We start from the raw sequence: 20,892 nt of genomic DNA, 5'->3' as shown, positions 1-20,892 counted from the left end.
TGCCACCGCCGGAAAATCGGCTGCCTAGGAGACGACGGGCAGATACACCTTCTTGCCTGCATCGGTGAACTCGGCGGACTTCTCCGCCATACCCGCCTCGATGGCCTCGACATCGGTGAGGCCCTGCTTCTCCGCGTATTCACGCACATCGGCGGAGATCCGCATGGAGCAGAACTTCGGGCCGCACATGGAGCAGAAGTGCGCGGTCTTGGCCGGCTCGGCGGGCATGGTCTCGTCGTGGTACTCCCGGGCGGTGTCCGGATCCAGCGACAGGTTGAACTGGTCGACCCAACGGAATTCGAAACGCGCCTTGGACAATTCGTCGTCACGCTGCTGCGCGCGCGGATGCCCCTTGGCCAGATCGGCGGAGTGTGCGGCGATCTTGTAGGTGATCACGCCGACCTTGACGTCATCGCGGTTGGGCAGACCCAGATGTTCCTTCGGCGTGACGTAGCACAGCATCGCGGTACCGGCCTGGGCGATGATCGCGGCGCCGATGGCCGAGGTGATGTGGTCGTAAGCGGGTGCGATATCGGTGGCCAGCGGGCCGAGGGTGTAGAACGGCGCCTCCTCGCACAGCTCCTCTTCCAGCCGCACGTTCTCCACGATCTTGTGCATCGGCACGTGGCCGGGGCCCTCGATCATCACCTGCACACCATGCGATTTCGCGATCTTGGTGAGCTCGCCGAGGGTGCGCAGCTCGGCGAACTGGGCCTCGTCGTTGGCGTCGGCGATGGAACCGGGGCGCAGGCCGTCACCGAGGGAGAACGTGACGTCGTAGCGCGCGAGGATCTCGCACAGTTCCTCGAAGTGGGTGTACAGGAACGATTCCTGATGGTGGGCCAGGCACCACGCGGCCATGATGGAACCACCACGCGAGACGATGCCGGTGACCCGCTTGGCCGTCAGCGGCACATAGCGCAGCAGCACGCCCGCGTGCACCGTCATGTAGTCGACGCCCTGCTCACACTGCTCGATAACGGTATCGCGGTAGATCTCCCAGGTCAGCTGGGTGGGATCGCCGTTGACCTTCTCCAGCGCCTGGTAGATCGGCACGGTGCCGACCGGCACCGGCGAGTTGCGCATGATCCATTCGCGCGTCTCGTGGATGTTCTTACCGGTGGACAGGTCCATGATGGTGTCCGCGCCCCAGCGAGTGGCCCACACCATCTTCTCGACCTCCTCCGCGATGGAGGAGGACACGGCCGAGTTGCCGATATTGGCGTTGATCTTCACCGCGAATTTCTTGCCGATGATCATCGGCTCGCATTCGGGGTGGCGGTGGTTGGCCGGGATCACCGCGCGGCCCGCGGCGACCTCGTCGCGCACCAGTTCGGGCGAAACCCCTTCGCGTGCAGCGATATAACGCATCTCGGCGGTGATGGTACCCGCCCGCGCCCAAGCCAGCTGGGTGCGCGGGCCTTCGACCTCGGGCTTTCCCCATTCGTCGCGCAGCTTGGGTAGGCCCGCCTCGAGGTCGATCGTGGCGGTGTCGTCGGTGTACGGCCCCGAGGTGTCGTAGACGTCGAAATGCGCGCCGGTGGTGAGGTTGATCCGGCGCACCGGGATACGCAACGTCAATCCGTCTGCTTCGACTTGTTCGTAGTGCTTGACACTGCCCTGGATCGGCCCGGTGGTCACCGTGTCGACACCCGCCGTGGTCGCGGAACGGCCAGTGGAACCCATATTTCCTCCCTACGCCGGCATTACCCGGTCAGGTTCATACGGTCGACGGCCCTGGATCGCCTCGCGGCTAGCCGTCCTCTCAGCCCGCTGGTGCGAGCCCCCGTGTGTTCAATTGTCGCTGGCGACCATACCCTGCTGGTCAAATGGGCACGTGGCAACAGCCCAGTTGACCTGCGGATGACCAGGTGCTTTCCGGGATCATCCCCGCGAACGTGGGGAACAACGTACGGCCTTCTGTGCTGGGTCAGGCGTTCGCGTAGGCGTCGCGCATGAGCTGAAGGTCGATCTTCTTCATTTTCAGCATGGCGGCGGTTGCCCGGTCGACCGCCGCCGGATCGCCGGTCAGCAGCTCATCGGCCTCTGCGGGCCATACCTGCCACGGGACGCCGTACTTGTCGAACAGCCAGCCGCACTCGATCTCCTTGCCGCCGTCGGCGAGCAGAGCATCCCAGAGCCGGTCGACTTCTTCCTGGCTGTCACAGTTGATCAGCAGCGACATCGCGTGGGTGTAGCTGTACTCGCCGCCACCGTTGATGCCGGTGAAGCGTTGACCTGCGAGTTCGAAATCCACCGTCATGACCGATCCGGCCTCTCGCATCCCGGAGTCGGTAAAGCGCAAGACCCGGATGATCTTGGAATCCGGAAACAGCGAACAGTAGAACTCGGCCGCTTCCTCGGCCTGGGTGTCGTACCAGAGGTTGGTGACGATCTTCTGCATGGTTGTCCTCCCGATCGAGTGATCTGGCCCTATCTATGCAGACTGCGCCTCTCGGCGGAATTCATCGCCGGTTTTCGCCGAACTCGACAGAGTTGTGGTCTGCCATCGACAGGAATGGCGTCAGTGATTACGGGCCGGAAGAATTCTGCCGGTGACTTCGCCCAGGCCGAGGCGGGTGCCTGCGGCGCCGGGTGCGGTGGCGGTGATGGTGACCTCGTCGCCGTCGAGCAGGAAGGTGCGTTCGGCGCCGGCCACGGTGAGTGGTTCGGCGCCGCCCCAGGACAGCTCCATGAACGATCCGCGCTGGTCGGCGGCCGGGCCGGAGATGGTGCCGGAGGCGAAGAGGTCGCCGGAGCGGGTGGCGGCACCGTTGACGGTCAGGTGTGCCAGCATCTGCGCCGGCGACCAGTACATTCCGGCGTACGGCGGCCGGGCGACCTGTTCGCCGTTCCATCGCACGCACAGCTCGAGATCGAACCCCCACGGATGCTGTTCGCGCAGGTAGGGCAGGGGTGGCGGGTCCTGGGGTTGGAGTGGGATCCGCGCTGATTCCAGTGCCTCGAGCGGGGTGATCCACGCTCCCATCGAGGTCGCGAACGATTTCCCGAGGAACGGGCCGAGGGGCTGGTACTCCCAGGCCTGGATATCTCGGGCCGACCAGTCGTTGATCAGGGCGACGCCGAAGACGTGGTCGGCGAAACCCGCGGTGCCGATCGAACTCCCGAGTTCGGAGCCGACGCCGATGACGAAGCCGAGCTCCGCCTCGATGTCCAGCCGTCGGGAAGGGCCGAAATCCGGTGTGCCGGAATTGGTTCGCCGCTGTCCGCACGGGCGCACGATATCGGTCCCCGACACCACGACGGTGCCCGCGCGACCGTGATACCCGACCGGAAGGTGGCGCCAATTCGGCAGCAGTGGCTCCGATCCCGGACGCAGCAGCTTTCCGAGATTCGTCGCGTGATCGATGCTGGCGTAGAAATCGACATAGTCGCCGATCCGCACCGGCAAGGCCAGGTGCACAGCTGTGAGCGGGAAGACCGCGTCCGCGGAGAGACCGCCGTCGACAAGGTCACGTACTCGTTCCCGCACCTGTGCCCAGCGCTGCGGGCCCTGGGCCAGAAAGGGATTGAGATTCGGGCGGGCGAACACCGGATCGTCGAGTGCCGTGGCGAGATCGATGACGTGATCACCGACCCGCACGCCGACGCGGAAATCATCGCCCCCCGGCGCGAACACCCCGTACGGCAGATGGTGCGGTCCGAACAGCGAATCCTGCGGTACCTCGAGCCGCGTCCTCACTGCGGCCCCCGCCCCGACCAGGTCCATGCATAGCCGGGATCTTCGCAGGCCAGCGCGCCCTCACACAGCTCGAGCGGCCGGAAGGTGTCGACCATGACCGCCAGTTCGTCGAAGAACTCCACCCCGATACTCGCCTCGTATGCCCCCGGCTGCGGACCGTGCGCATAACCGCCAGGATGCACCGATATCGAGCCCTGGCCGATCCCGGAACCGCGCCTGGCCTCGTAGTTCCCGCCGCAATAGAACATGATCTCGTCGGAATCGACATTGGAATGGTAGTACGGCACCGGAATCGACAGCGGGTGATAGTCCACCTTGCGCGGAACGAAATTGCAGACCACGAAATTGATACCCTCGAAGGCCTGATGCACCGGCGGCGGTTGATGCACCCTCCCGGTGATCGGTTCGAAATCATCGATATTGAAGGTGAACGGATACAGGCAGCCGTCCCAGCCGACCACATCGAACGGATGCGTCGCGTACACCATCCGCGTGCCTGCGATCTGGGCGCCCGGACGGTGCTTGACCAGGACTTCGATCTCCGTGCCGACGGCGAGCAGTGGTTCGCCCGGCCCGTGCAGATCACGTTCGCAGTACGGCGAATTCTCCAGTAGCTGACCGAATTTCGACAGGTAGCGTTTGGGTGGGGTGATATGGCTCGATGCCTCGATCGCATAGGCTCGCAATGGATCCGGGCCGATAGGCATCCAGCGATGGGTGGTGGCTCGCGGGATCAGAACGTGATCGCCCTTCCGGGCGGGCAGCGCGCCGAACACCGTCTCCACCACTGCGGCGCCCGACTCCACGTAGACGAGCTCGTCGCCGATGGCATTGCGGTACAGCGGCGACGCGGCGCCTGCGACGACATAGGACAACCGCACATCGGCGTTCGCCAGCAGCAACCGCCGTCCGGTGACTACGTCCACCTCTGCCCAACTGTCGCCGGGGAACAATTCGTGTAATCGCAGATGCCGGTGATGCAGCGGATGATTGGGTGTCGTCGACTGATCGGGTAACTCCCAGACCGTGGAGTCGATGATCGCCGGCGGCAGGCCGCGGTGATACAGCAGTGACGAATCGCCGGAGAAGCCCTCCTCGCCCATGAGCTCCTCGTAGAACAGGCGCCCCTGATCGTCACGATGCTGGGTATGCCGCTTCGGCGGCACCGACCCCACCTGCCGATAGAAAGCCATGAGCACACCTCCCGCCGAACGGACGGACAGCCAGCTCCATCGTATGCCGCGCACGCGCAACCCAGGTGCGGCTCGCGGCACCCGGGTCGGCTCAGCGATTACCCGCCGATATCGCCGGGCGAATAATCTGGCCTCGGGTTGCTGCGCCGATCTCAGGCGTTGCGCAGTGCCCGGTAGACGGCGGCGCCGACGAACGCGCCCAGCTCCTCGGGCGTCCACGCGCCGGTATCGGAGAGCAGGCTCCGCACTGCGCCCTCACCGGCCGATATCCACTGCTCGACCAGGACCGGAAGCTTGCGGTCGACGTCCTCGGTGCCCCAGGCGAGCAGGGTGGGGCGCAGCAGGCGGGTGCATCGTTCGACCACGAGCCCGCGTCCGCGCCCGAACGAATCGGCCACGGCGGGATCCGGGTTGCCGTAGAGCAGCAGCCAGGAATCCGGCCGTGCGGTCACCACCTCGAACAGCGCCCGGAACCCCTCGACGAACACCGGCTCACCGGCGTCGACCGCACGTTTGCGCAGCGCGCCGAGGACCCCGCCGATCACATAGGACTCTTCCCGGCGAATCAGTTCCTCGATCAACGCGACCCGGTCCGGGAAACACGCGTACACCACCGGCCGTGTGACGCTCATCCGCTCGGCGATCGCGGCGACGGTCACCGCAGCGATACCCTGCTCGATCGCGATGGCCAGCGCGGCGTCGAGCACCTGGGGCCGTCGGCGTTCCGGGCCGAGATGCTGCGCCCGTCGTCGCGGCCGCACAGCCGATTCGGTGCTCATGGAATCCCACGATATCAGCGGCTGCGTCCGCGTTGTCGCTGGTCTTGCGTGCGCTACCGGCTATTCCTACACTGATGAATAATAATGCTACGGTAATGTAGGAATTGCCTCCGGCTGTGCGCCGGACCGCCCGACCCGGCCCGAGGAGAACTGACGTGATGCGCGCGACCGGCCCCCTGTTCAACCCCAAGACCTGCGAATTCGCGGAGTTCGATGCCACGACCAGGCGCCTGCTGCGCGCCGTCGTCGACTGGTTCGAATCGCGTGGCAAGGCCGTGCTGAAGCAGGAGGATCGCGACCGGATCTGGTATTCGGAGTTCCTCGATTTCGTCAAGCGTGAGCGGGTGTTCGCCACGTTCTTGACCCCGGCGGCCGAGGCCGACGGCGACCCGGACAAGCGATGGGACACCGGGCGGATCGCGATGATGAGCCAGGTCCTCGGCTTCTACAGCATGCAGTACTGGTACGTCTGGCAAGTCACCATTCTCGGCCTCGGCCCGATCTGGCAGAGCGATAACGCCGCCGCCAAACGGCGGGCCGCGGCACTGCTGGATTCGGGGGAGATCTTCGCCTTCGGCCTATCGGAGAAGGAGCACGGCGCGGACGTGTACTCCACCGATATGGTGCTCGAACCTTCCGGCGACGGCGGCTTTCTCGCGACCGGCGGTAAGCACTACATCGGCAACGGCAATGCGGCCGCGATGGTGTCGGTATTCGGCCGCCGCGCCGACAAGCCGATCATCGACAGCTCGAAGGCACTGCGGGACAAGCCGACTCAGGACGATTATGAGGGCTACCTGTTCTTCGTCGCCGACAGTGGCCACGAGAACTACCGGCTGCGCGGCAATGTCGTCGACGGCCAGATGTATGTGGCGGCCTTCGATTTGGATCGGTACCCGGTGGCCGAGGAGGACATCCTGCATCGGGGTGAGGCCGCCTTCCACGCCGCGATGAACACCGTCAACGTCGGTAAGTTCAACCTCGGCTTCGGTGCGATCGGCGCCTGTGAACACGCCTTCTACGAGGCGATTCGGCACGCGGACAACCGCGTCCTGTTCGGCCACCGGGTGACCGAGTTCCCGCAGGTGCAGGCGCTGGTGACCGATTCTTACGCCCGGCTGATCGCGATGAAGCTCTACAGCGCGCGAGCCATCGACTACATGCGTTCGGCCTCGCCGCAGGACCGCCGCTACCTGCTGTTCAACGCCATCGAGAAGATGACGGTCACCCGGCAGGGCCAGCGCATCATCGAAGACCTCGCCGACGTGATCGCGGCCCGCGGGTTCGAGAAGGACATGTACTTCCCGATGGCGATGCTCGGGCTGTTCGGCCTGCCGCGGCTGGAAGGCACCGTGCACGTGAACATGGCACTGTCGCTGAAGTTCATGGCCGGCTACATGTTCCACTCATCCGACGCCGGCCTGGTGGCGCTGCGTTATCTGCCCGGCGCGGGTGCCGCCCCGAAGGGAGCGGTCCGCGCGGCTGCCGGAGCACTGAGTTGGTCGAGCAGGCGCCTCACCCCGCGCGCTGCCGCAGCGGTGCCCGCGCTCGGCGCACAACTGCGCGCTGCCGAACATGCGCCGGTCCCGACGCGTCGCGACGCCTCCGACGACGAGTTCCTGTTCCGGCAGGGGCCGAGCAGCGGGCTCGGCCGGATCCGGTTCGACGACTGGCGAGCGGTCTTCGAGCGATTCGCCCACGTGCCGAACGTCGCACTGTTCCTCGAACAGGCCCGCGCCTTCCAATCGCTGCTTGTCGCCGCAGGCCCAACCCCGCAGCAGCAACGCGACGTCGACTTCCTCTTTGCCTTCGGTGAACTGTTCACCGCCGTGCCCTACGCCCAACTGGTGCTGGAGCAGGCCGAGATCGACAACACCGATGACGCCGTGCTCGACCAGATCTTCGACCTGTTCGTCCGTCAGTTCTCCACCCACGCCCTGACCCTGCACACCAAACCCACCGCGACCGCCGCCCAGCAGACCCGGGCGATGGATCTGGTCCGCCGTCCTGTCGCCGACCGGACGCGGTTCGAGCGGGTTTTCGAGCAGGCCCGCGCGTTGTCCAGTGCATACGAGATGAACCCCTAGCCCGATGCCTCTTCTGCCGCGGTCGCCGAGCTTGCCGCGACTGCGAGCAGGCCGGCCTAGTCGGTGAACTCCGCGATCACCGGCGCGTGATCGCTGGCGCCCTTACCCTTGCGCTCCTCGCGGTCGACGACGGCATCGGTGGCCGTGGCGGCGAGGGCGGGAGAGGCCAGGAGGAAGTCGATGCGCATGCCCTCTTTGCGGGGGAAACGCAACTGGGTGTAGTCCCAGTAGGTGTAGACGCCGGGGCCGGGGGCGAAGGGGCGCATGACGTCGGCGAAACCGGTGTCGAGCACGGCGGTGAAGGCGTCGCGTTCGGGCTGGGAGGTGTGGGTTTTGCCTGCGAAGAATTCGGGTGACCAGACGTCGTCGTCGGTGGGGGCGATGTTCCAGTCGCCGACCAATGCGATCTTGGCCTGCGGGTCCTCGGTCAGCCAGCGGACCGCGTTGTCGCGCAGTGCGGCGAGCCACTCCAGCTTGTAGGTGTAGTGCGGGTCCTCCAGCGCGCGGCCGTTGGGCACGTACAGGCTCCACACGCGCACCCCACCACAGGTGGCGCCGATAGCGCGCGACTCCACCACCGGCGTGGCGATCAGCGATTCGCCTGCGTTCTTGTCGAAGCCGGGCTGATTCGGAAACGCCAGTTCCACCTCGGCCAGACCGACTCGGGACGCGATGGCTACCCCGTTCCACTGGTTGATGCCGAGGTGGGCCACCTCATAGCCGAGCTCGTCGAACCGTTCGAACGGGAACTGGTCATCGCGGCATTTGGTTTCCTGGATGGCCAGCACGTCGATGTCCTGGCGGTCGAGGAAGGCCGCGACCCGGTCCATCCGGGAGCGGATCGAGTTGACGTTCCAGGTCGCGAGGCGCACGGGGTTCCTTGTCGAAGAGAGGTGGAATGGAGGGTCTGATCCCGTTCTACCGCACCACGGGGATGCGGGGTCCTGGGGCGGCGTAGCGGTAGTGGTGATGGTCGAGGAAGCCGAGCGCACGGTACAGCGCCAGCGCCTCGGCGTTATCCACCTCTACCTGCACATACGCATGCGTCGCGCCCCGGTCGCGGCCCCAGCGGATCAGCTCGGCGCAGACCAGCGAGGCCAGCCCGTGCCGTCGGTGTTGCGCCGTGGTCGCCACGCAGGTCAGCCCGACCCAGCGCAGCCCGTCCGGAGCGGTGGTGAGCGCGCCGCGGCCGATCGCGATGGGCTGGGGGACGCCGAGCGAAGCGAAGCCGAGCTCACCGTCGCGTACCGAAGTCAGCACATCCGGCTCGGGATTCGGAGCGTTCGGGTCCGCCGGTTCGGTGCCGCGATGACGATGCAGTTCAATCCACGCCGCGTCGGGTGCGGGCGCGATTCGCACCATCGACGGGCCGCGCGGCAGGACGAAGTTGTCCAGATCGATCCCGAGCACGGCCGTCTCGCCCCAGGTATGCCAGCCCGACGGCGGCGGCGCCAGCCGATCCGGCAGCAGCAACCGCAACGGCAGGCCGCGCTCGGTCATCCACGCACCGATCCGATGCAAGGCATCCGCGGACACCAGCGCGGGGCCATCCGAATTACCCAGCGGTACAGCGGAGTTCGCGCGATCGGTGTAGCCGTGCCCGGCGCGCACCAACCAGCCGTCGATCCAGGCGTGTTCGGCGCCGGGCCAGCCGTCGGCCGCAGCCGCTTCCACCGTACGGATCTCGCTGGTCCGAATCGGCCTCGGTCCCACCGCTTTCAGTGCGACGACACGATCGGTGGACACCGACACGACCTGGCCGTCGGCGCCGCGCACGGTCGGCGGATCGAGCGAGACCAGCTCGCCGATCACATCCGTCATCGGCTGTGGATAGCCCTCGGGTAGTAGATACCGCAGCACCACCCGGCGGCCGAGCGGAATATCGGCGAAATCATTCATGCCCGAACGGATCCGGCACGGTGCCCGGCATCCAGCTCAAACCCGGTGTGCCCCAGCCGCTGCGCTTGATGGCCTTCTTCGCGGCGCGGGCATTGCGGCCGACCAGCACGTCGACATAGAGGAAGCCGTCGAGATGGCCGACCTCATGCTGGAGCATCCGGGCGAAGAAGCCCTTGCCCTCGATCTCCACCGGCTCGCCGTGCTCGTCGACGCCGGTGACCTTGGCCCAGTCGGCCCGGCCGGTCGGGAACTGCTCACCGGGAACCGACAGGCAGCCTTCCTCGTCGTCATCGGGATCGGGCATGGTCTCGGGGATCTCGGAGGTCTCGAGCACCGGGTTGATCACCGCGCCGCGGCGGCGGGTGACCGTGCCGTCGGCGGCCTCATCCGGGCAGTCGTAGACGAACATCCGCAGCGGCTTTCCCACCTGGTTCGCCGCAAGGCCGACGCCGTTGGCCGCGTCGAGCGTCTCGTACATGTCCGCGATCAGCCCGGCCAGCTCCTCCGGCGACTGAGTCACCCGTTCGGTCGGATTGTGCAGAACGGGATCGCCGACGATCACGATAGGGAGGATTGCCATGCGCACAATTTTGCCGCCCCGTCGTCATCGGGTGCGCGCCGCCCCTCGGCGGGTGCTTTTCCAGGTGGCCGAAGCCGGTCAGCGGGGCTGTCACCATGCCCGCGCGACACGTAACCGCTGGTACCGGACACGCCGTTGTACAGACGGCGCTTACGGCTATTCCCGTGGTTGAATGATCCGCGACGTATAAGCATCATTTCGTCCGACGGTGACTCGGCGAGGGAGCAAGATGGACGGCGCAGCAGCGCGGGACCTTTCCGCAATCCAGGACAGCCCTTCTACGAGCGAAGAGGTTACGGCCACCCAGCAGGCCGGTGACGACGGCCTGAGCCGTCGCGAACACGACATCCTGGCCTTCGAGCGCCAGTGGTGGAAATACGCCGGAGCCAAGGAAGAAGCGATCCGGGAACTGTTCTCGATGTCGCCCACCCGCTACTACCAGGTGCTCAACGCGCTCGTGGACCGGCCCGAGGCGATCGCCGCGGACCCGATGCTGGTCAAACGGCTGCGCAGGCTGCGGGCCAGCAGGCAGAAGGCCCGCGCCGCGCGGCGGCTCGGGTTTCAGGTGTGACGGACTAGGCTCGAACAGGTGAGTTATCCGAAACCCACTTCCGGCGGGATCCCGCTGCGAGCGTTGGCGATGGTGCTGATCGCACTGGCCATCGTCTTCGCCGGTCTCGGCGCGATGTCGCTGTCGAGCGCGGACTCCGACACCGAGTCGGCCGAGACCAGCGCGCCAGAAACGACGTCGGTGGCAGTGGCCCCGCAGGCCACCTCCGCGCGGACCACCACCGCCGTACCCACCACGACGGCTGCTCCGACCACCACCAGCACCACGCCGGTAGTGGATCAGACGACCCCGATCCGCGTGCTCAACAACAGCCTGGTCGCCGGACTGGCCTCCAAAACGGTGAATCAGCTCGCCGCCAATGGCTGGACCAACGCCTCGGCGGGCAACTATGCGGGCTCGACGATTGCGGCCACCACCGTCTATTACGGCAAGGCCGCCGGCGACAAAGCGGCCGCCGAAGCCGTTGCGGCAGTGCTGGGCGCGGGCGTGGCGCCGATGATCGCCGGATTGGGCGGTTCGACCGGCGTGGTCGTCGTGGTGACCGGTAACTGAGCCGCCCGACACGGCCCGAGAATCGAGCGACACGGCGGGCGTGGCATCATCTTGACCGATAAAACAAACGTGTCCACCCAGCTTTACTCGTAAACTCGGTACTCGTAAAGGAGTTCCCCGATGGCACCGTCCACAACTCGTCGCCCGTCCTGGCGGACCGTGACCCCGGTGCTGGCGATCGCCGTATTCGGCCTCACCGCCTGCACGAACAGCCAGGAGTCGAGTGACGTCCAGGGAACGACTCCGCCGGTGTGGACGAGTTCGCCCGCCCCGGCCGGTACCGAAAGCGGCCACGGCGGCAGCACCGGTGGGCACGGCGAGGCCCCGGCCGCCGGTGGCACGAAGGTCGAGCTGAAGGACGCCTCCGGCACCACCGTCGGCACCGCCGATATCACCGAGGCGGGCAGCTTCCTGCGCATCAGCGTCGAGGCCCACGGTCTGCGTCCCGGATTCCACGGCCTGCACATCCACCAGGTCGGCAAGTGCGAGCCCAATTCGGTGGCCCCCACCGGTGGTTCGGCAGGCGACTTCCTCTCCGCCGGTGGCCACCTGCAGGTCGGCGCCGCCAACTCGCATCCGGCCAGCGGCGATCTGACCTCGCTGCAGGTCCGTGAGGACGGCAACGCCACCCTCGTCACCACCACCGACAAGGTCACCATGGCCGACATCCGCGGCAAAGCGCTGATGATCCACGCCGACACCGACAACTTCGGCAACATCCCCGGCCGCTACACCCGCGCCGACGGTGGCAAGGGCCCCGATGAGGCCACCCTCGCGACCGGCGACGCGGGCGGCCGTGTCGCCTGCGGCGTCATCCAGTAGGAGCGTGCCGTCATGGGCGGGGCAGGGATCGAGAGGGTTGTCTTCCACGGTTCGCCCCGCCCGACCATCGGCGTCGAATGGGAGATCGCGCTCGTCGACAAGGTGACTCGCGATTTATCCAATACCGCTGCGGCGGTGTTCGATTCGGTCGGTGACCTGCGTGCCCACGACGGCACCCCACAGGTGACCAAGGAACTGCTGCGCAATACCGTCGAGCTCGTCACCGGTGTGCACAACACCGTCGGTGAGGCCATCGACGACCTGAGCGCCACCATGAACACGGTGCGCCGCGCCGCCGACCCGCTCGGTGTGGACCTGTTCTGCGCGGGCACCCATCCGTTCGCGCAGTGGTCGGCCCAGCAGCTGACCCGCTCACCGCATTACGACGAGCTGATCGAGCGCACCCAGTGGTGGGGCAGGCAGATGCTGATCTGGGGCGTGCACGTGCACGTCGGAGTGTCGCATCAGGACAAGGTCTTTCCGATCCTGAACTCGCTGCTGCTGTCGTATCCGCATCTGCTCGCGCTGTCGGCCTCCTCGCCGATGTGGTCCGGGTCCGATACCGGTTATGCGAGCAACCGCGCGTTGATGTTCCAGCAGCTGCCCACCGCGGGCCTGCCGTTCCAGTTCGAGAACTGGACCCAGTTCGAGTATTTCGTGCACGACCAGTTCAAAACCGGTGTGTTCGAACAACTCGGCGGCATGCACTGGGATATCCGGCCCGCACCGAAATGGGGAACCATCGAGGTCCGCGTCTGCGACGGCATCTCCACCCGCGCCGAACTGGCCGCGATGGCGGCATTCATCCACTGCCTCATCGTCGATCTGGATCGCCGGGTGGAAAACGGTGAGCAGTTGCCGACCCTGCCGCCGTGGCATGTGCAGGAGAACAAGTGGCGGGCCGCGCGTTACGGGCTGGACGCGATCGTCATCGTCGACGCCGACAGTAATGAGCGACTCGTCACAGATGATCTCGCCGAGCTATTGAACCGGTTGGAGCCGACCGCGAAACTGCTCGGCTGCGCCGACGAACTCGCCTCGATCGCCGAGATTCCCACGCGCGGGGCCTCCTACCAGCGTCAGCGCAAGGTGGCGGCCGCGGCGCAGGGTGATCTCGTCGCGGTGGTGGACGAGCTCGTCAAGGAGCTCGATCAGTAGGCGATACGGCTGCTGTCGGCTGACGTTCAGTCGGCCGGGGGGATGACGTTCACCTGCCGTTTAACATGGTCGATGTGTTAGTCGAAGACCCGAACTCCAGAGTTGGCGACGCGGACCGATTGCCGGTGCCGCGTACCCGGATTCGAGTCCTCGCCATGGGTGCCGCGATCGCCGCGGTACCGGCCCTGCTGATCACCCTTCAGGTGCTCGCCCTTGTGCAGGGTTTCGAAGGTCCGCTGGAGAGCCTGTGGCGTGATTACGCGGGCACACCCAAGTCGATGACGGTGCCGTGGGCGGGGCTGGCGCTGGCGCTGGTCGGGTTGCCGACCCGGCGCCGGATCATCGCGGCGGGCGTCGCGGTGGCGATCGACGCCGTCTGTGCGGGCGGCCGGATGCTGGCGGGGGACCCGTTCACGGTGGGTAACGGCCCGGTGATCGTCTTGACCGCGATCGCGGTGCTCGCGCTGGTGCGCTGGGAGGGGACCGAACGCCGCAACGCCCTGCACGCGGCGGCCTTGGGTGCGCTGCTGATTCTGGCCACCAAGGTCGGTGACGTCTGGTTGAACGTCACGATCCTGACCCAGCCGCAGGTCCTCGACGAGTACGTCATGCTGGCCGATCACGCCCTCGGTGACCCGTCGTGGGTGATGGGCCGGGTGCTCGAGACCCTCGGCCCGTCGGTGGATGCGGTGCTGCACTGGGTCTACATCGAACTGCCCGCCGCGGCGATCGTGGTCGCGGTGTGGCAGTTGCGCGGGGTGGTGTCGACCGGACGTTGGCCGGGCCACTACCTGGTGCGGACATTCCTGGTGCTCGGGCTGGTCGGTCCGCTGATCTATGTGCTGTTCCCGGTGGTCGGCCCGATGTTCGCCTTCGGCGCCGACGGTGCCGGGTTCCAGCTCGGCAACTACTGGCCGCAGGTGGTGCCGCCGATCGACCGCAATCCGTCGGCCCTGGACTTCGACACCGTGACACCGCGCAACTGCATGCCGTCCATGCACACCGCGTGGGCGCTCGCGGTCTTCCTGCACACCCGCCGCGCCGCCGACGGCAGCCTGGCACCGCGCTGGCTGCGCTGGGGCGGCATGTTCTGGCTGCTGTGCACGCTGGCGGCGACGCTCGGCTTCGGCTACCACTACGGCGTCGATCTGGTCGCGGGCGCGGTGCTGTGCCTCACGGTGGAGTCGGCGCTGCGTGACCCCGAGCGTGGCTGGGGCTGGTTCCGCATCCGGCTGGTCGCCGGAGGCGCGTTCGTACTGGCCGCGCTGCTGATCTCCTACCGCTACCTGGCCGTGCCGATGGCGGAGTACCCGGTGCTCGCGGGCACCGTCGTGCTGGCGCTGCTGGCGGCCGTGGCCGCGGCCTTCCATGGGACCTGGTTCGCGCGCAGGCAGAAGGTGCGGGCCGAGGAGATGGAGTCGGTCGCGGTTTCGGCCGAGTAGCTGTCGCCGAGGTTCGGATCGGGACTGTCAGCCGACCGGCGGATCAGTTCCCCGGCCGCTGGTCCAGCTCGTTGCCCAATTCGTTGACGGCGAGCAGCCCGTCACGGTGCCGCTGTTCGCGATAAGCGGTGCGGCCGATCAGATGCGCGATCACCGGGGCGGTGAGCAGGGTGAACAGGCCGACGAGCACCAGCATCCAGGCGTCGGGGCTGTCGTAGACCCGGATGATCGTACCCGCGAGCACCAGATTCAGGCCGATGACCTGCGGCTTGGTGGCGGCATGCATGCGCATGAGGGTGTCGGGGAACCGGACGATGCCGATGGCCGCGGTGAACGCCAGCGCCGCGCCGAGCACGATGAGGATGCCGGAGATCCAATCGAGGAGGGTGCTCATCGGTCGTCCTGCACTCGGAATCGGGAGACGGCGGCCGAGCCGAGGAATCCGACCAGTGCCAGCGCCACGATGGCGGGCACCACGGTGGTGTCGCGGCTGTAGGCGGCCCACACGGCGAGCCCGCAGATGGCCATGGCGACCAGTGAATCGATGCCGACCACGCGGTCGAGGGTGCTCGGCCCGGCCAGCGTGCGGTAGGCGGTGATCAGTGCGGCCGCCACCAACAGGATCGCGGCCGTCACGGCGACGACGATCATGGTTTCACCTCCCGTGTCACATTCGCCGCGACCGCCGGCCGCTGGAATGTCGCGATCAGCAGTCGCTCCAATTGCCTGGTGGTGCGGTAGAACTTGTCCACCGCCTTATCGCTGCCGACATCCATGACGTGCACGTACACCACGCAGCGTTCGCGATCGAGCTCCAGCACCATGGTGCCGGGGATGAGATTGAGCAGATTGGTGCACAACACCAGCACCAGATCCGATTTGAAGCTGAAATAGACGCGCAGCACGCCGGAGATGGGTGGCGGTGCGGGCCGGACCGCGAACCAGGCCACCTGCAGACTCGATTCGAGCGCGTAGTACACGCTGACGGCGAACAGCTGCAGCAACGGTATCGGCCGCACCCACCCGGTGACGGGCACCCGCGGCAGGGGCAGCGTCACCATGATGAGCGCGCCGACTACCAGCCCGGCGATCACATTGGCGGCGCTCAGCCTGCCCCACAGCGCCACCCACACCGCTGCCAGCCACAGCAGGATGGCGATCCGGATCACGGTCTCGCGGCTCATCGCGGCTCCGATCCGAGCACGGCGGTGATGTAGACGCTGCGATCGCGCAGGTCGTCGGCGGCACGGTCGGCGATGTTCAGGATCGGGCCTGCCCATACCGTCAGTGCGAGGCCGACGCCGACCAGCGCGGCAGTGGAGGTCACCATCAGCGACGGCATCCGGCCGGGGTGGGTGCGCTCGTCGTAGAGCATGTCGGTGGAATCCTCCACCAGCGTTGGCAGTGTCGCCGCGGCCAGATGGCCCTCGGGCGCATCGGCCCGCGGCCGCCAGAACGCCTTGCTCCACACCCGCGCCACGGCGTACAGGGTGAGCAGGCTGGTGAGGACTGAGCCACCGACCAGCACCCAGGCCAGCACACTGCCGTTCTGGGCGCCCGCTTGCAGTAGGGCGACCTTGCCGACGAATCCGGAGAACGGCGGAATGCCACCGAGATTGAGCGCGGGGACCAGGAACAGAATCGCCAGTAGCGGGCTCGCCGCGGCCAGACCGCCGAGCCTGCGCAGCGATACCGATCCGGCTTGTCGTTCGATCAGGCCGACCACCAGGAACAACGCCGTCTGCACCAGAATGTGGTGGGCGATGTAATACACCGCACCCGACAACCCCATCCTGCTGGCGAGACCGACACCGAACACCATGTAACCGATATGACTGACCAGGGTGAACGAGAGCAGCCGTCGGATATCGCTCTGCGCGATCGCACCGAGAATGCCGACCAGCATGGTCAGCAGGCCCGAGATCAACAGGACATTGTCGAAGCCGCCGTCGGGGAAGATCAGCGTGTATGTGCGGATGATCGAGTAGACGCCGACCTTGGTCAGCAGACCGGCGAAGACCGCGGTCACCGGGGCGGGTGCAGTCGGATAGGAGTCCGGCAACCAGCTCGACAGCGGGAACACCGCCGCTTTGATGCCGAAGGCCACCAGCAGTACCGCGTACACCGCATTGCGGACGCCGATCGGTACCTCGTCCATCCGGACGGCGAGCTGGGCCATGTTCAGTGTTCCGGTCGCGCCGTAGGCCAGCGCGATACCGGTCAGGAAGATCATCGACGACAGCATCGAGACCATCACATACGACACGCCCGCGCGGATCCGTTCCTCGGTCGCACCGAGGGTGAGCAGCACGAACGAGGCGACCAGCAGGATCTCGAAGCCGACGAACAAGTTGAACAGATCGCCTGCGAGGAATGTCATCGAGACGCCCGCGCTCAGCACCAGATACGTGGGCCAGAAGATCGAGGTCGGCTGTTTGGTGTCGGCGTCGCGGATGTTCTGGCCCGCACCGTAGACGGCCACGGCGAGCAGCACGATCGACGACACCAGCTCCATCGCGGCCGCTAACCGGTCCACCACGAGCGTGATACCGATCGGGGTTTCCCAGCCGCCGACCTGCAACGCGGTCGTGCCGTCACGGTCGGCGAGGAACAACAGCACCGCGCATACGGCCACCGCCGAGGACAGCGAGATCAGTGCGACCAGCCGCTGGGTGCGCGGACGACGCCCGAACACGAGCGTGGTCGCGGCGGCGAGCAGGGGGATCAGGACCGGCAGCGGTGTCAGCACCGGCAGCAGGTCGGGCGGCAAGCTCATTCCTCGGGATCCTCCTGCTCGCGCTTGGCCGCGATCCCGACATCCTCCGGGTCGTTCTCGACGTCATCGGTGGTGGTCAGGGTGAAGGAGCGGTAGGCGAGGGCGAGCACGAAGGCCGCGAGGCCCATGGTGATGACGATCGCGGTGAGCACCATGGCCTGAGCCAGCGGGTCGGCCATCTCCTCATGGGCGTCATCGGTGGCGCCGCTGATGGGTGGTTTCCCGTCCGAGCCCGCCATGGTGAGCACCAGCAGGTTCACCGCGTTGCCGAACAGGATCATGCCGAGCAGCATCTTCGATACGGCCCGCTCGAGGATCAGATACACACCGCACGCCACCAGCACACCGATGACGATCATCAGAGTCAGATTCATGCTCATTTGACCGCCTCCCTGACCTCGGTGGGCTCCGGCGATTCGGCCAGTTCGTGATCCAGGCGCGCACCGAGGCTGCGCAAGACATCGAGGACGAGCCCGACGACGATGAGGTAGACGCCGAGATCGAAGAACAGCGAGGTCACCAGCTTGACGTGGCCGAGCACCGGCAGCGTGACCTCCAGGATCGCCGACGACAGCGGCGGCGCGCCGAGGATCACCGAGGTGGTCGCGGTGCCCGCCGCGAGGGCAAGGCCGGCGCCGAGCAGATGCCCGGCCTCCACCGGCAACGCCTCACCGAGTTCATAAGGTCCACCGGCCAGATACCGCAGTACCAGCGCCAATCCGGCGGTGAGCCCGCCGGCGAAACCGCCGCCGGGGCCGTTGTGACCGGAGAAGAAGAAGTAGACCGACAGCACCATCATGGTCGGGAACACCAGCCGGGTGGTGATCTGCATGACCATCGAGCGTTCGCGCCGATCGACCAGCCTGCCCGCGGGCAGCCAGCTCACCAGCCCCGGCCGGTAGTTCGGTGCGTCCGCCGCACGTGGCGCGCTGCCGAAGCGGCGGCTGCGGAACACCAGCGACGCCACGCCGGTGGCCGCCACGACCAGTACCGAGATCTCGCCGAGGGTGTCCCAAGCGCGGATATCGACCAGCAGCACGTTCACCGCGTTCTTGCCGCCGCCGAATTCGTAGGCCGCGTCCGGGATGCGCTGCCAGATCGGTGTCGTGCTGCGGGCCGCTACCGCGAACGCGCCGAGCACCGTGACGGTGACGCCGACACACGCCGCGAGCACCGCGCGCCTGATATTGAATCCGGCGCTGCGCTCGCCGGTGATCTCGGCCGGGAAGGCCCGCAGGACCAGCACGAACACCACCAGCGTCAGGGTTTCCACCAGAAACTGGGTGAGTGCGAGGTCGGGTGCGCCGTGCAACGCGAAGATGACGCCGCAGCCGTAGCCGGTGACCCCGACGACAAGCACGCTGGCGAGGCGGTTGCGCAGCACCGTCGCGCCGAGCGCCATGGCCACCATGATCGCGCCGATCGCCAGCTGTAGCGGCGAGTCCCACAACCGCATCTGGACCCCGGTCCTGGTACCGAGGGCGAGTACGACCGACGGCAGGATGATCAGGGTGCACAGGATGATCGCCTGGCTGGCGGGCAGCGAACCGCGCTGCACCGAGCCGGTCATCCGCAGCGACAGCTTGTCCATCCCGCGCAGCGTGGCGTCGTAGGCACGGTCGGCGTTGCCGAGCATCGGGCGCGGGGATTCGCCGATCTGCCCGCGGAACCGGAACAGGACCAGGCCCGCCGCAATGATCAGGATCGTCAGGGCGAGTACTTCGTTGAAGCCGTGCCACAGCAGCAGATGCGAGTCGAGAACTCCCGGTATCGATCGCGCGTATGGGCTGATCAACTTGTCCAGGCCGGGTGCGGCCAGGCCCGCGATCAGGCTGCCCGCGGCCAGGAGCGCAGGTGCGCCGAGCAGCAGCGCGCCCGGCCGGTGCCACTGCGGTTCGGTGACGCCGGGCTTGTCGCCGAAGGCGCCCCAGATGAAGCGCGCGCTATAGGCGACGGTCAGCATCGAGCCGAGCGCGACGACACCGGTCAGCAGCAAGCGGGAGGGCTCGGTGAGGATACCGGCGTGCAGGGTCGCATCGAGCGCGCTCTCCTTGGCCACGAATCCGACCATCAGCGGAATGCCCGCCATGCTCAATGCGGCAAGTATCGCCACACCGCACAGGATGGGCGCGCGTCGCCAGAGGCCGGTCAGCGCGCGCAGGTCACGGGTGCCCGCGCCGTGGTCGACGATGCCGACCACCATGAACAGGCACGCTTTGAACAGTGCGTGCGCCACGATCAGCGCCACCCCTGCCAGCGCGGCATCGGGGGTGCCGATGCCGACCATGAGGATCAGGAAGCCGAGCTGGCTGACTGTGCCGAAGGCCAGCACCAGTTTGAGGTCGCTGACCTGGAGGGCGCGCACGCCGGCGAGCAACATGGAAGCGCCGCCGAGTACCAGCACGATCGGATGCCAGACCGGATTGTTGGCGAACACCGGCGCCAGCCGCGCGACCAGATACACACCGGCCTTCACCATGGCCGCGGCATGCAGATACGCGCTGACCGGGGTGGGTGCGGCCATGGCGCCGGGAAGCCAGAAGTGCAACGGGACGATGGCGGATTTGCTGAGCGCGCCGACCAGGATCAACACCACCGCTACGTTCACCGCGAGCCCGCTCGGCGGCTGCTCGGCGGCAAGCAGATCCGAGATCAGATAGCTGCCGTTGACCTGGCCGAGGATGATGATGCCGACCAGCATGGCGAGTCCGCCCGCGGCGGTGACCAGCAGCGCCTGGATGGCGGCCTTGCGGCTTTCGGTGCGTTCGGAGTTGTGGCCGACCAACAGGAACGACAGGACGGTTGTGGTCTCCCAGAAGACGAACAGCAACACCATGTTGTCGCTGGTGACCAGACCGAACATGGCGCCCGCGAAGCCGACCATCTGGGCCGCGAACACTCCGAGGCGTGGTTCTGAGTCGTCGAAATAGCGCCCGCAGTAGAACAGGATCAGTGACCCGATCCCGAGAACCAGTGCGCACATGACCGCGGCCAGCGAGTCGAAACGCAGGTCGATGTTCATCTCGATGCTCGGCGCCCAGCTGAGCCGGACCTGCTTCGTCTCGTTCCAATTCGCGAAGACCCAGCTCAGGCAGCCGAGGGGAACGAGGGCGAGTAGATAGAAGGCGTTTCGCCCCATCGCCCGAACGCACAGCGGTGCCAAGACAGCGGCAAAGGCATGGGCGAGCAGAATTCCGAGCAAACTTCACTCCGTCGGGTCGGTGCGGCGGGGTGTGCGGTCCTATCCTACGTGGGCGGATAGTAGGACTTGCGTCCAGGTACCTATGTGTTCCGCCATATTCGGCCGAACGGGCTATGCCTCCGCAAATC

20 protein-coding genes and 1 riboswitch are annotated in these 20,892 nt (G+C 66.7%); of the genes, 6 read left to right on the top strand and 14 right to left on the bottom strand.

Annotated elements, in window-relative coordinates:
• Positions 1-24: 24 nt before the first annotated feature.
• The 5 genes from thiC to ACFXNW_RS27680 all read right to left on the bottom strand — a co-directional run bounded on the left by thiC (position 25) and on the right by ACFXNW_RS27680 (position 5,675).
• Positions 25-1,686 carry a phosphomethylpyrimidine synthase ThiC gene (gene thiC, locus ACFXNW_RS27700; protein WP_379420731.1) on the bottom strand — a complete coding sequence of 554 codons (1,662 nt, stop codon included), beginning with the start codon at positions 1,684-1,686 and terminating at the stop codon, positions 25-27.
• Positions 1,675-1,800, bottom strand: a riboswitch (TPP riboswitch). (Overlaps the previous gene by 12 nt.)
• Positions 1,801-1,930: 130 nt before the next feature.
• Complete coding sequence (locus ACFXNW_RS27695) at positions 1,931-2,404, bottom strand: VOC family protein (protein WP_379420730.1); 474 nt, start codon at positions 2,402-2,404, stop codon at positions 1,931-1,933.
• 120 nt (positions 2,405-2,524) lie between these two features.
• Positions 2,525-3,730, bottom strand: a complete 1,206-nt coding sequence (gene fahA, locus ACFXNW_RS27690) for a fumarylacetoacetase (RefSeq protein ID WP_379420729.1) — start codon at positions 3,728-3,730, stop codon at positions 2,525-2,527.
• Positions 3,700-4,896, bottom strand: a complete 1,197-nt coding sequence (locus ACFXNW_RS27685; RefSeq protein WP_379420728.1) for a homogentisate 1,2-dioxygenase — start codon at positions 4,894-4,896, stop codon at positions 3,700-3,702. The genes fahA and ACFXNW_RS27685 overlap by 31 nt, the downstream gene beginning before the upstream one ends.
• A 152-nt stretch (positions 4,897-5,048) precedes the next feature.
• A complete protein-coding gene (locus ACFXNW_RS27680; protein WP_379420727.1) occupies positions 5,049-5,675 on the bottom strand; it encodes a TetR/AcrR family transcriptional regulator in 627 nt (208 codons plus the stop codon).
• A gap of 158 nt (positions 5,676-5,833) precedes the next feature.
• Here ACFXNW_RS27680 and ACFXNW_RS27675 point away from each other — a divergent pair, with 158 nt between their 5' ends.
• Positions 5,834-7,762 (top strand): acyl-CoA dehydrogenase family protein, encoded by a 1,929-nt coding sequence (locus ACFXNW_RS27675; protein WP_379420841.1) that lies wholly within the window; start codon positions 5,834-5,836, stop codon positions 7,760-7,762.
• Positions 7,763-7,818: 56 nt separating this feature from the next.
• Here ACFXNW_RS27675 and ACFXNW_RS27670 read toward each other — a convergent pair whose 3' ends face one another.
• The 3 genes from ACFXNW_RS27670 to ACFXNW_RS27660 are packed head-to-tail and all read right to left on the bottom strand — an operon-like array spanning position 7,819 to position 10,241.
• On the bottom strand, positions 7,819-8,634 hold the full coding sequence (locus tag ACFXNW_RS27670) for an exodeoxyribonuclease III (RefSeq protein ID WP_379420726.1): 816 nt from the start codon (positions 8,632-8,634) through the stop codon (positions 7,819-7,821).
• Positions 8,635-8,680: 46 nt separating this feature from the next.
• Complete coding sequence (locus ACFXNW_RS27665) at positions 8,681-9,661, bottom strand: GNAT family N-acetyltransferase (protein WP_379420725.1); 981 nt, start codon at positions 9,659-9,661, stop codon at positions 8,681-8,683.
• Positions 9,654-10,241 carry a peptide deformylase gene (locus ACFXNW_RS27660; RefSeq protein ID WP_379420724.1) on the bottom strand — a complete coding sequence of 196 codons (588 nt, stop codon included), beginning with the start codon at positions 10,239-10,241 and terminating at the stop codon, positions 9,654-9,656. The genes ACFXNW_RS27665 and ACFXNW_RS27660 overlap by 8 nt, the downstream gene beginning before the upstream one ends.
• A 229-nt stretch (positions 10,242-10,470) precedes the next feature.
• Between ACFXNW_RS27660 and ACFXNW_RS27655 the strand changes: the two genes are divergently transcribed.
• From ACFXNW_RS27655 to ACFXNW_RS27635, 5 genes are all read left to right on the top strand, one after another.
• Positions 10,471-10,812 (top strand): DUF3263 domain-containing protein, encoded by a 342-nt coding sequence (locus ACFXNW_RS27655; RefSeq protein WP_379420723.1) that lies wholly within the window; start codon positions 10,471-10,473, stop codon positions 10,810-10,812.
• A gap of 18 nt (positions 10,813-10,830) precedes the next feature.
• Complete coding sequence (locus ACFXNW_RS27650) at positions 10,831-11,364, top strand: LytR C-terminal domain-containing protein (RefSeq protein ID WP_379420722.1); 534 nt, start codon at positions 10,831-10,833, stop codon at positions 11,362-11,364.
• A gap of 120 nt (positions 11,365-11,484) precedes the next feature.
• Entirely contained in the window at positions 11,485-12,186 is a 702-nt protein-coding gene (locus ACFXNW_RS27645; protein ID WP_379420721.1) for a superoxide dismutase family protein, read from the top strand.
• A gap of 12 nt (positions 12,187-12,198) precedes the next feature.
• A complete protein-coding gene (locus ACFXNW_RS27640; RefSeq protein WP_379420720.1) occupies positions 12,199-13,344 on the top strand; it encodes a glutamate--cysteine ligase in 1,146 nt (381 codons plus the stop codon).
• Between the two features lie 155 nt (positions 13,345-13,499).
• Entirely contained in the window at positions 13,500-14,786 is a 1,287-nt protein-coding gene (locus ACFXNW_RS27635; RefSeq protein ID WP_379420840.1) for a DUF5933 domain-containing protein, read from the top strand.
• Positions 14,787-14,829: 43 nt separating this feature from the next.
• On the opposite strand, the gene mnhG is transcribed toward ACFXNW_RS27635, so the two are convergent.
• The 6 genes from mnhG to ACFXNW_RS27605 are packed head-to-tail and all read right to left on the bottom strand — an operon-like array spanning position 14,830 to position 20,764.
• Positions 14,830-15,180, bottom strand: coding sequence for a monovalent cation/H(+) antiporter subunit G (gene mnhG, locus ACFXNW_RS27630; protein ID WP_379420719.1), 351 nt, complete (start codon positions 15,178-15,180; stop codon positions 14,830-14,832).
• Positions 15,177-15,437: a monovalent cation/H+ antiporter complex subunit F gene (locus ACFXNW_RS27625; protein ID WP_379420718.1), complete on the bottom strand. Its 261-nt coding sequence runs from the start codon at positions 15,435-15,437 to the stop codon at positions 15,177-15,179. The genes mnhG and ACFXNW_RS27625 overlap by 4 nt, the downstream gene beginning before the upstream one ends.
• The gene (locus ACFXNW_RS27620; RefSeq protein ID WP_379420717.1) at positions 15,434-15,970 is read right to left on the bottom strand and encodes a Na+/H+ antiporter subunit E; all 537 of its coding nucleotides are present in this window, start codon (positions 15,968-15,970) and stop codon (positions 15,434-15,436) included. Before ACFXNW_RS27620 ends, ACFXNW_RS27625 begins: the two co-directional genes overlap by 4 nt.
• Positions 15,967-17,562 carry a Na+/H+ antiporter subunit D gene (locus tag ACFXNW_RS27615; RefSeq protein WP_379420716.1) on the bottom strand — a complete coding sequence of 532 codons (1,596 nt, stop codon included), beginning with the start codon at positions 17,560-17,562 and terminating at the stop codon, positions 15,967-15,969. Before ACFXNW_RS27615 ends, ACFXNW_RS27620 begins: the two co-directional genes overlap by 4 nt.
• Positions 17,559-17,942 carry a Na(+)/H(+) antiporter subunit C gene (locus ACFXNW_RS27610; protein WP_379420715.1) on the bottom strand — a complete coding sequence of 128 codons (384 nt, stop codon included), beginning with the start codon at positions 17,940-17,942 and terminating at the stop codon, positions 17,559-17,561. Before ACFXNW_RS27610 ends, ACFXNW_RS27615 begins: the two co-directional genes overlap by 4 nt.
• Positions 17,939-20,764, bottom strand: coding sequence for a Na+/H+ antiporter subunit A (locus tag ACFXNW_RS27605; RefSeq protein WP_379420714.1), 2,826 nt, complete (start codon positions 20,762-20,764; stop codon positions 17,939-17,941). The genes ACFXNW_RS27610 and ACFXNW_RS27605 overlap by 4 nt, the downstream gene beginning before the upstream one ends.
• Between the last annotated feature and the right edge of the window lie 128 nt (positions 20,765-20,892).

It is taken from the genome of Nocardia sp. NPDC059180 (genome assembly GCF_042754945.1).
In the GTDB taxonomy this organism is placed as follows: domain Bacteria; phylum Actinomycetota; class Actinomycetes; order Mycobacteriales; family Mycobacteriaceae; genus Nocardia.
Note: the sequence above shows the minus strand (reverse complement) of the source record. Positions and strands in the feature narration are given on the sequence as shown.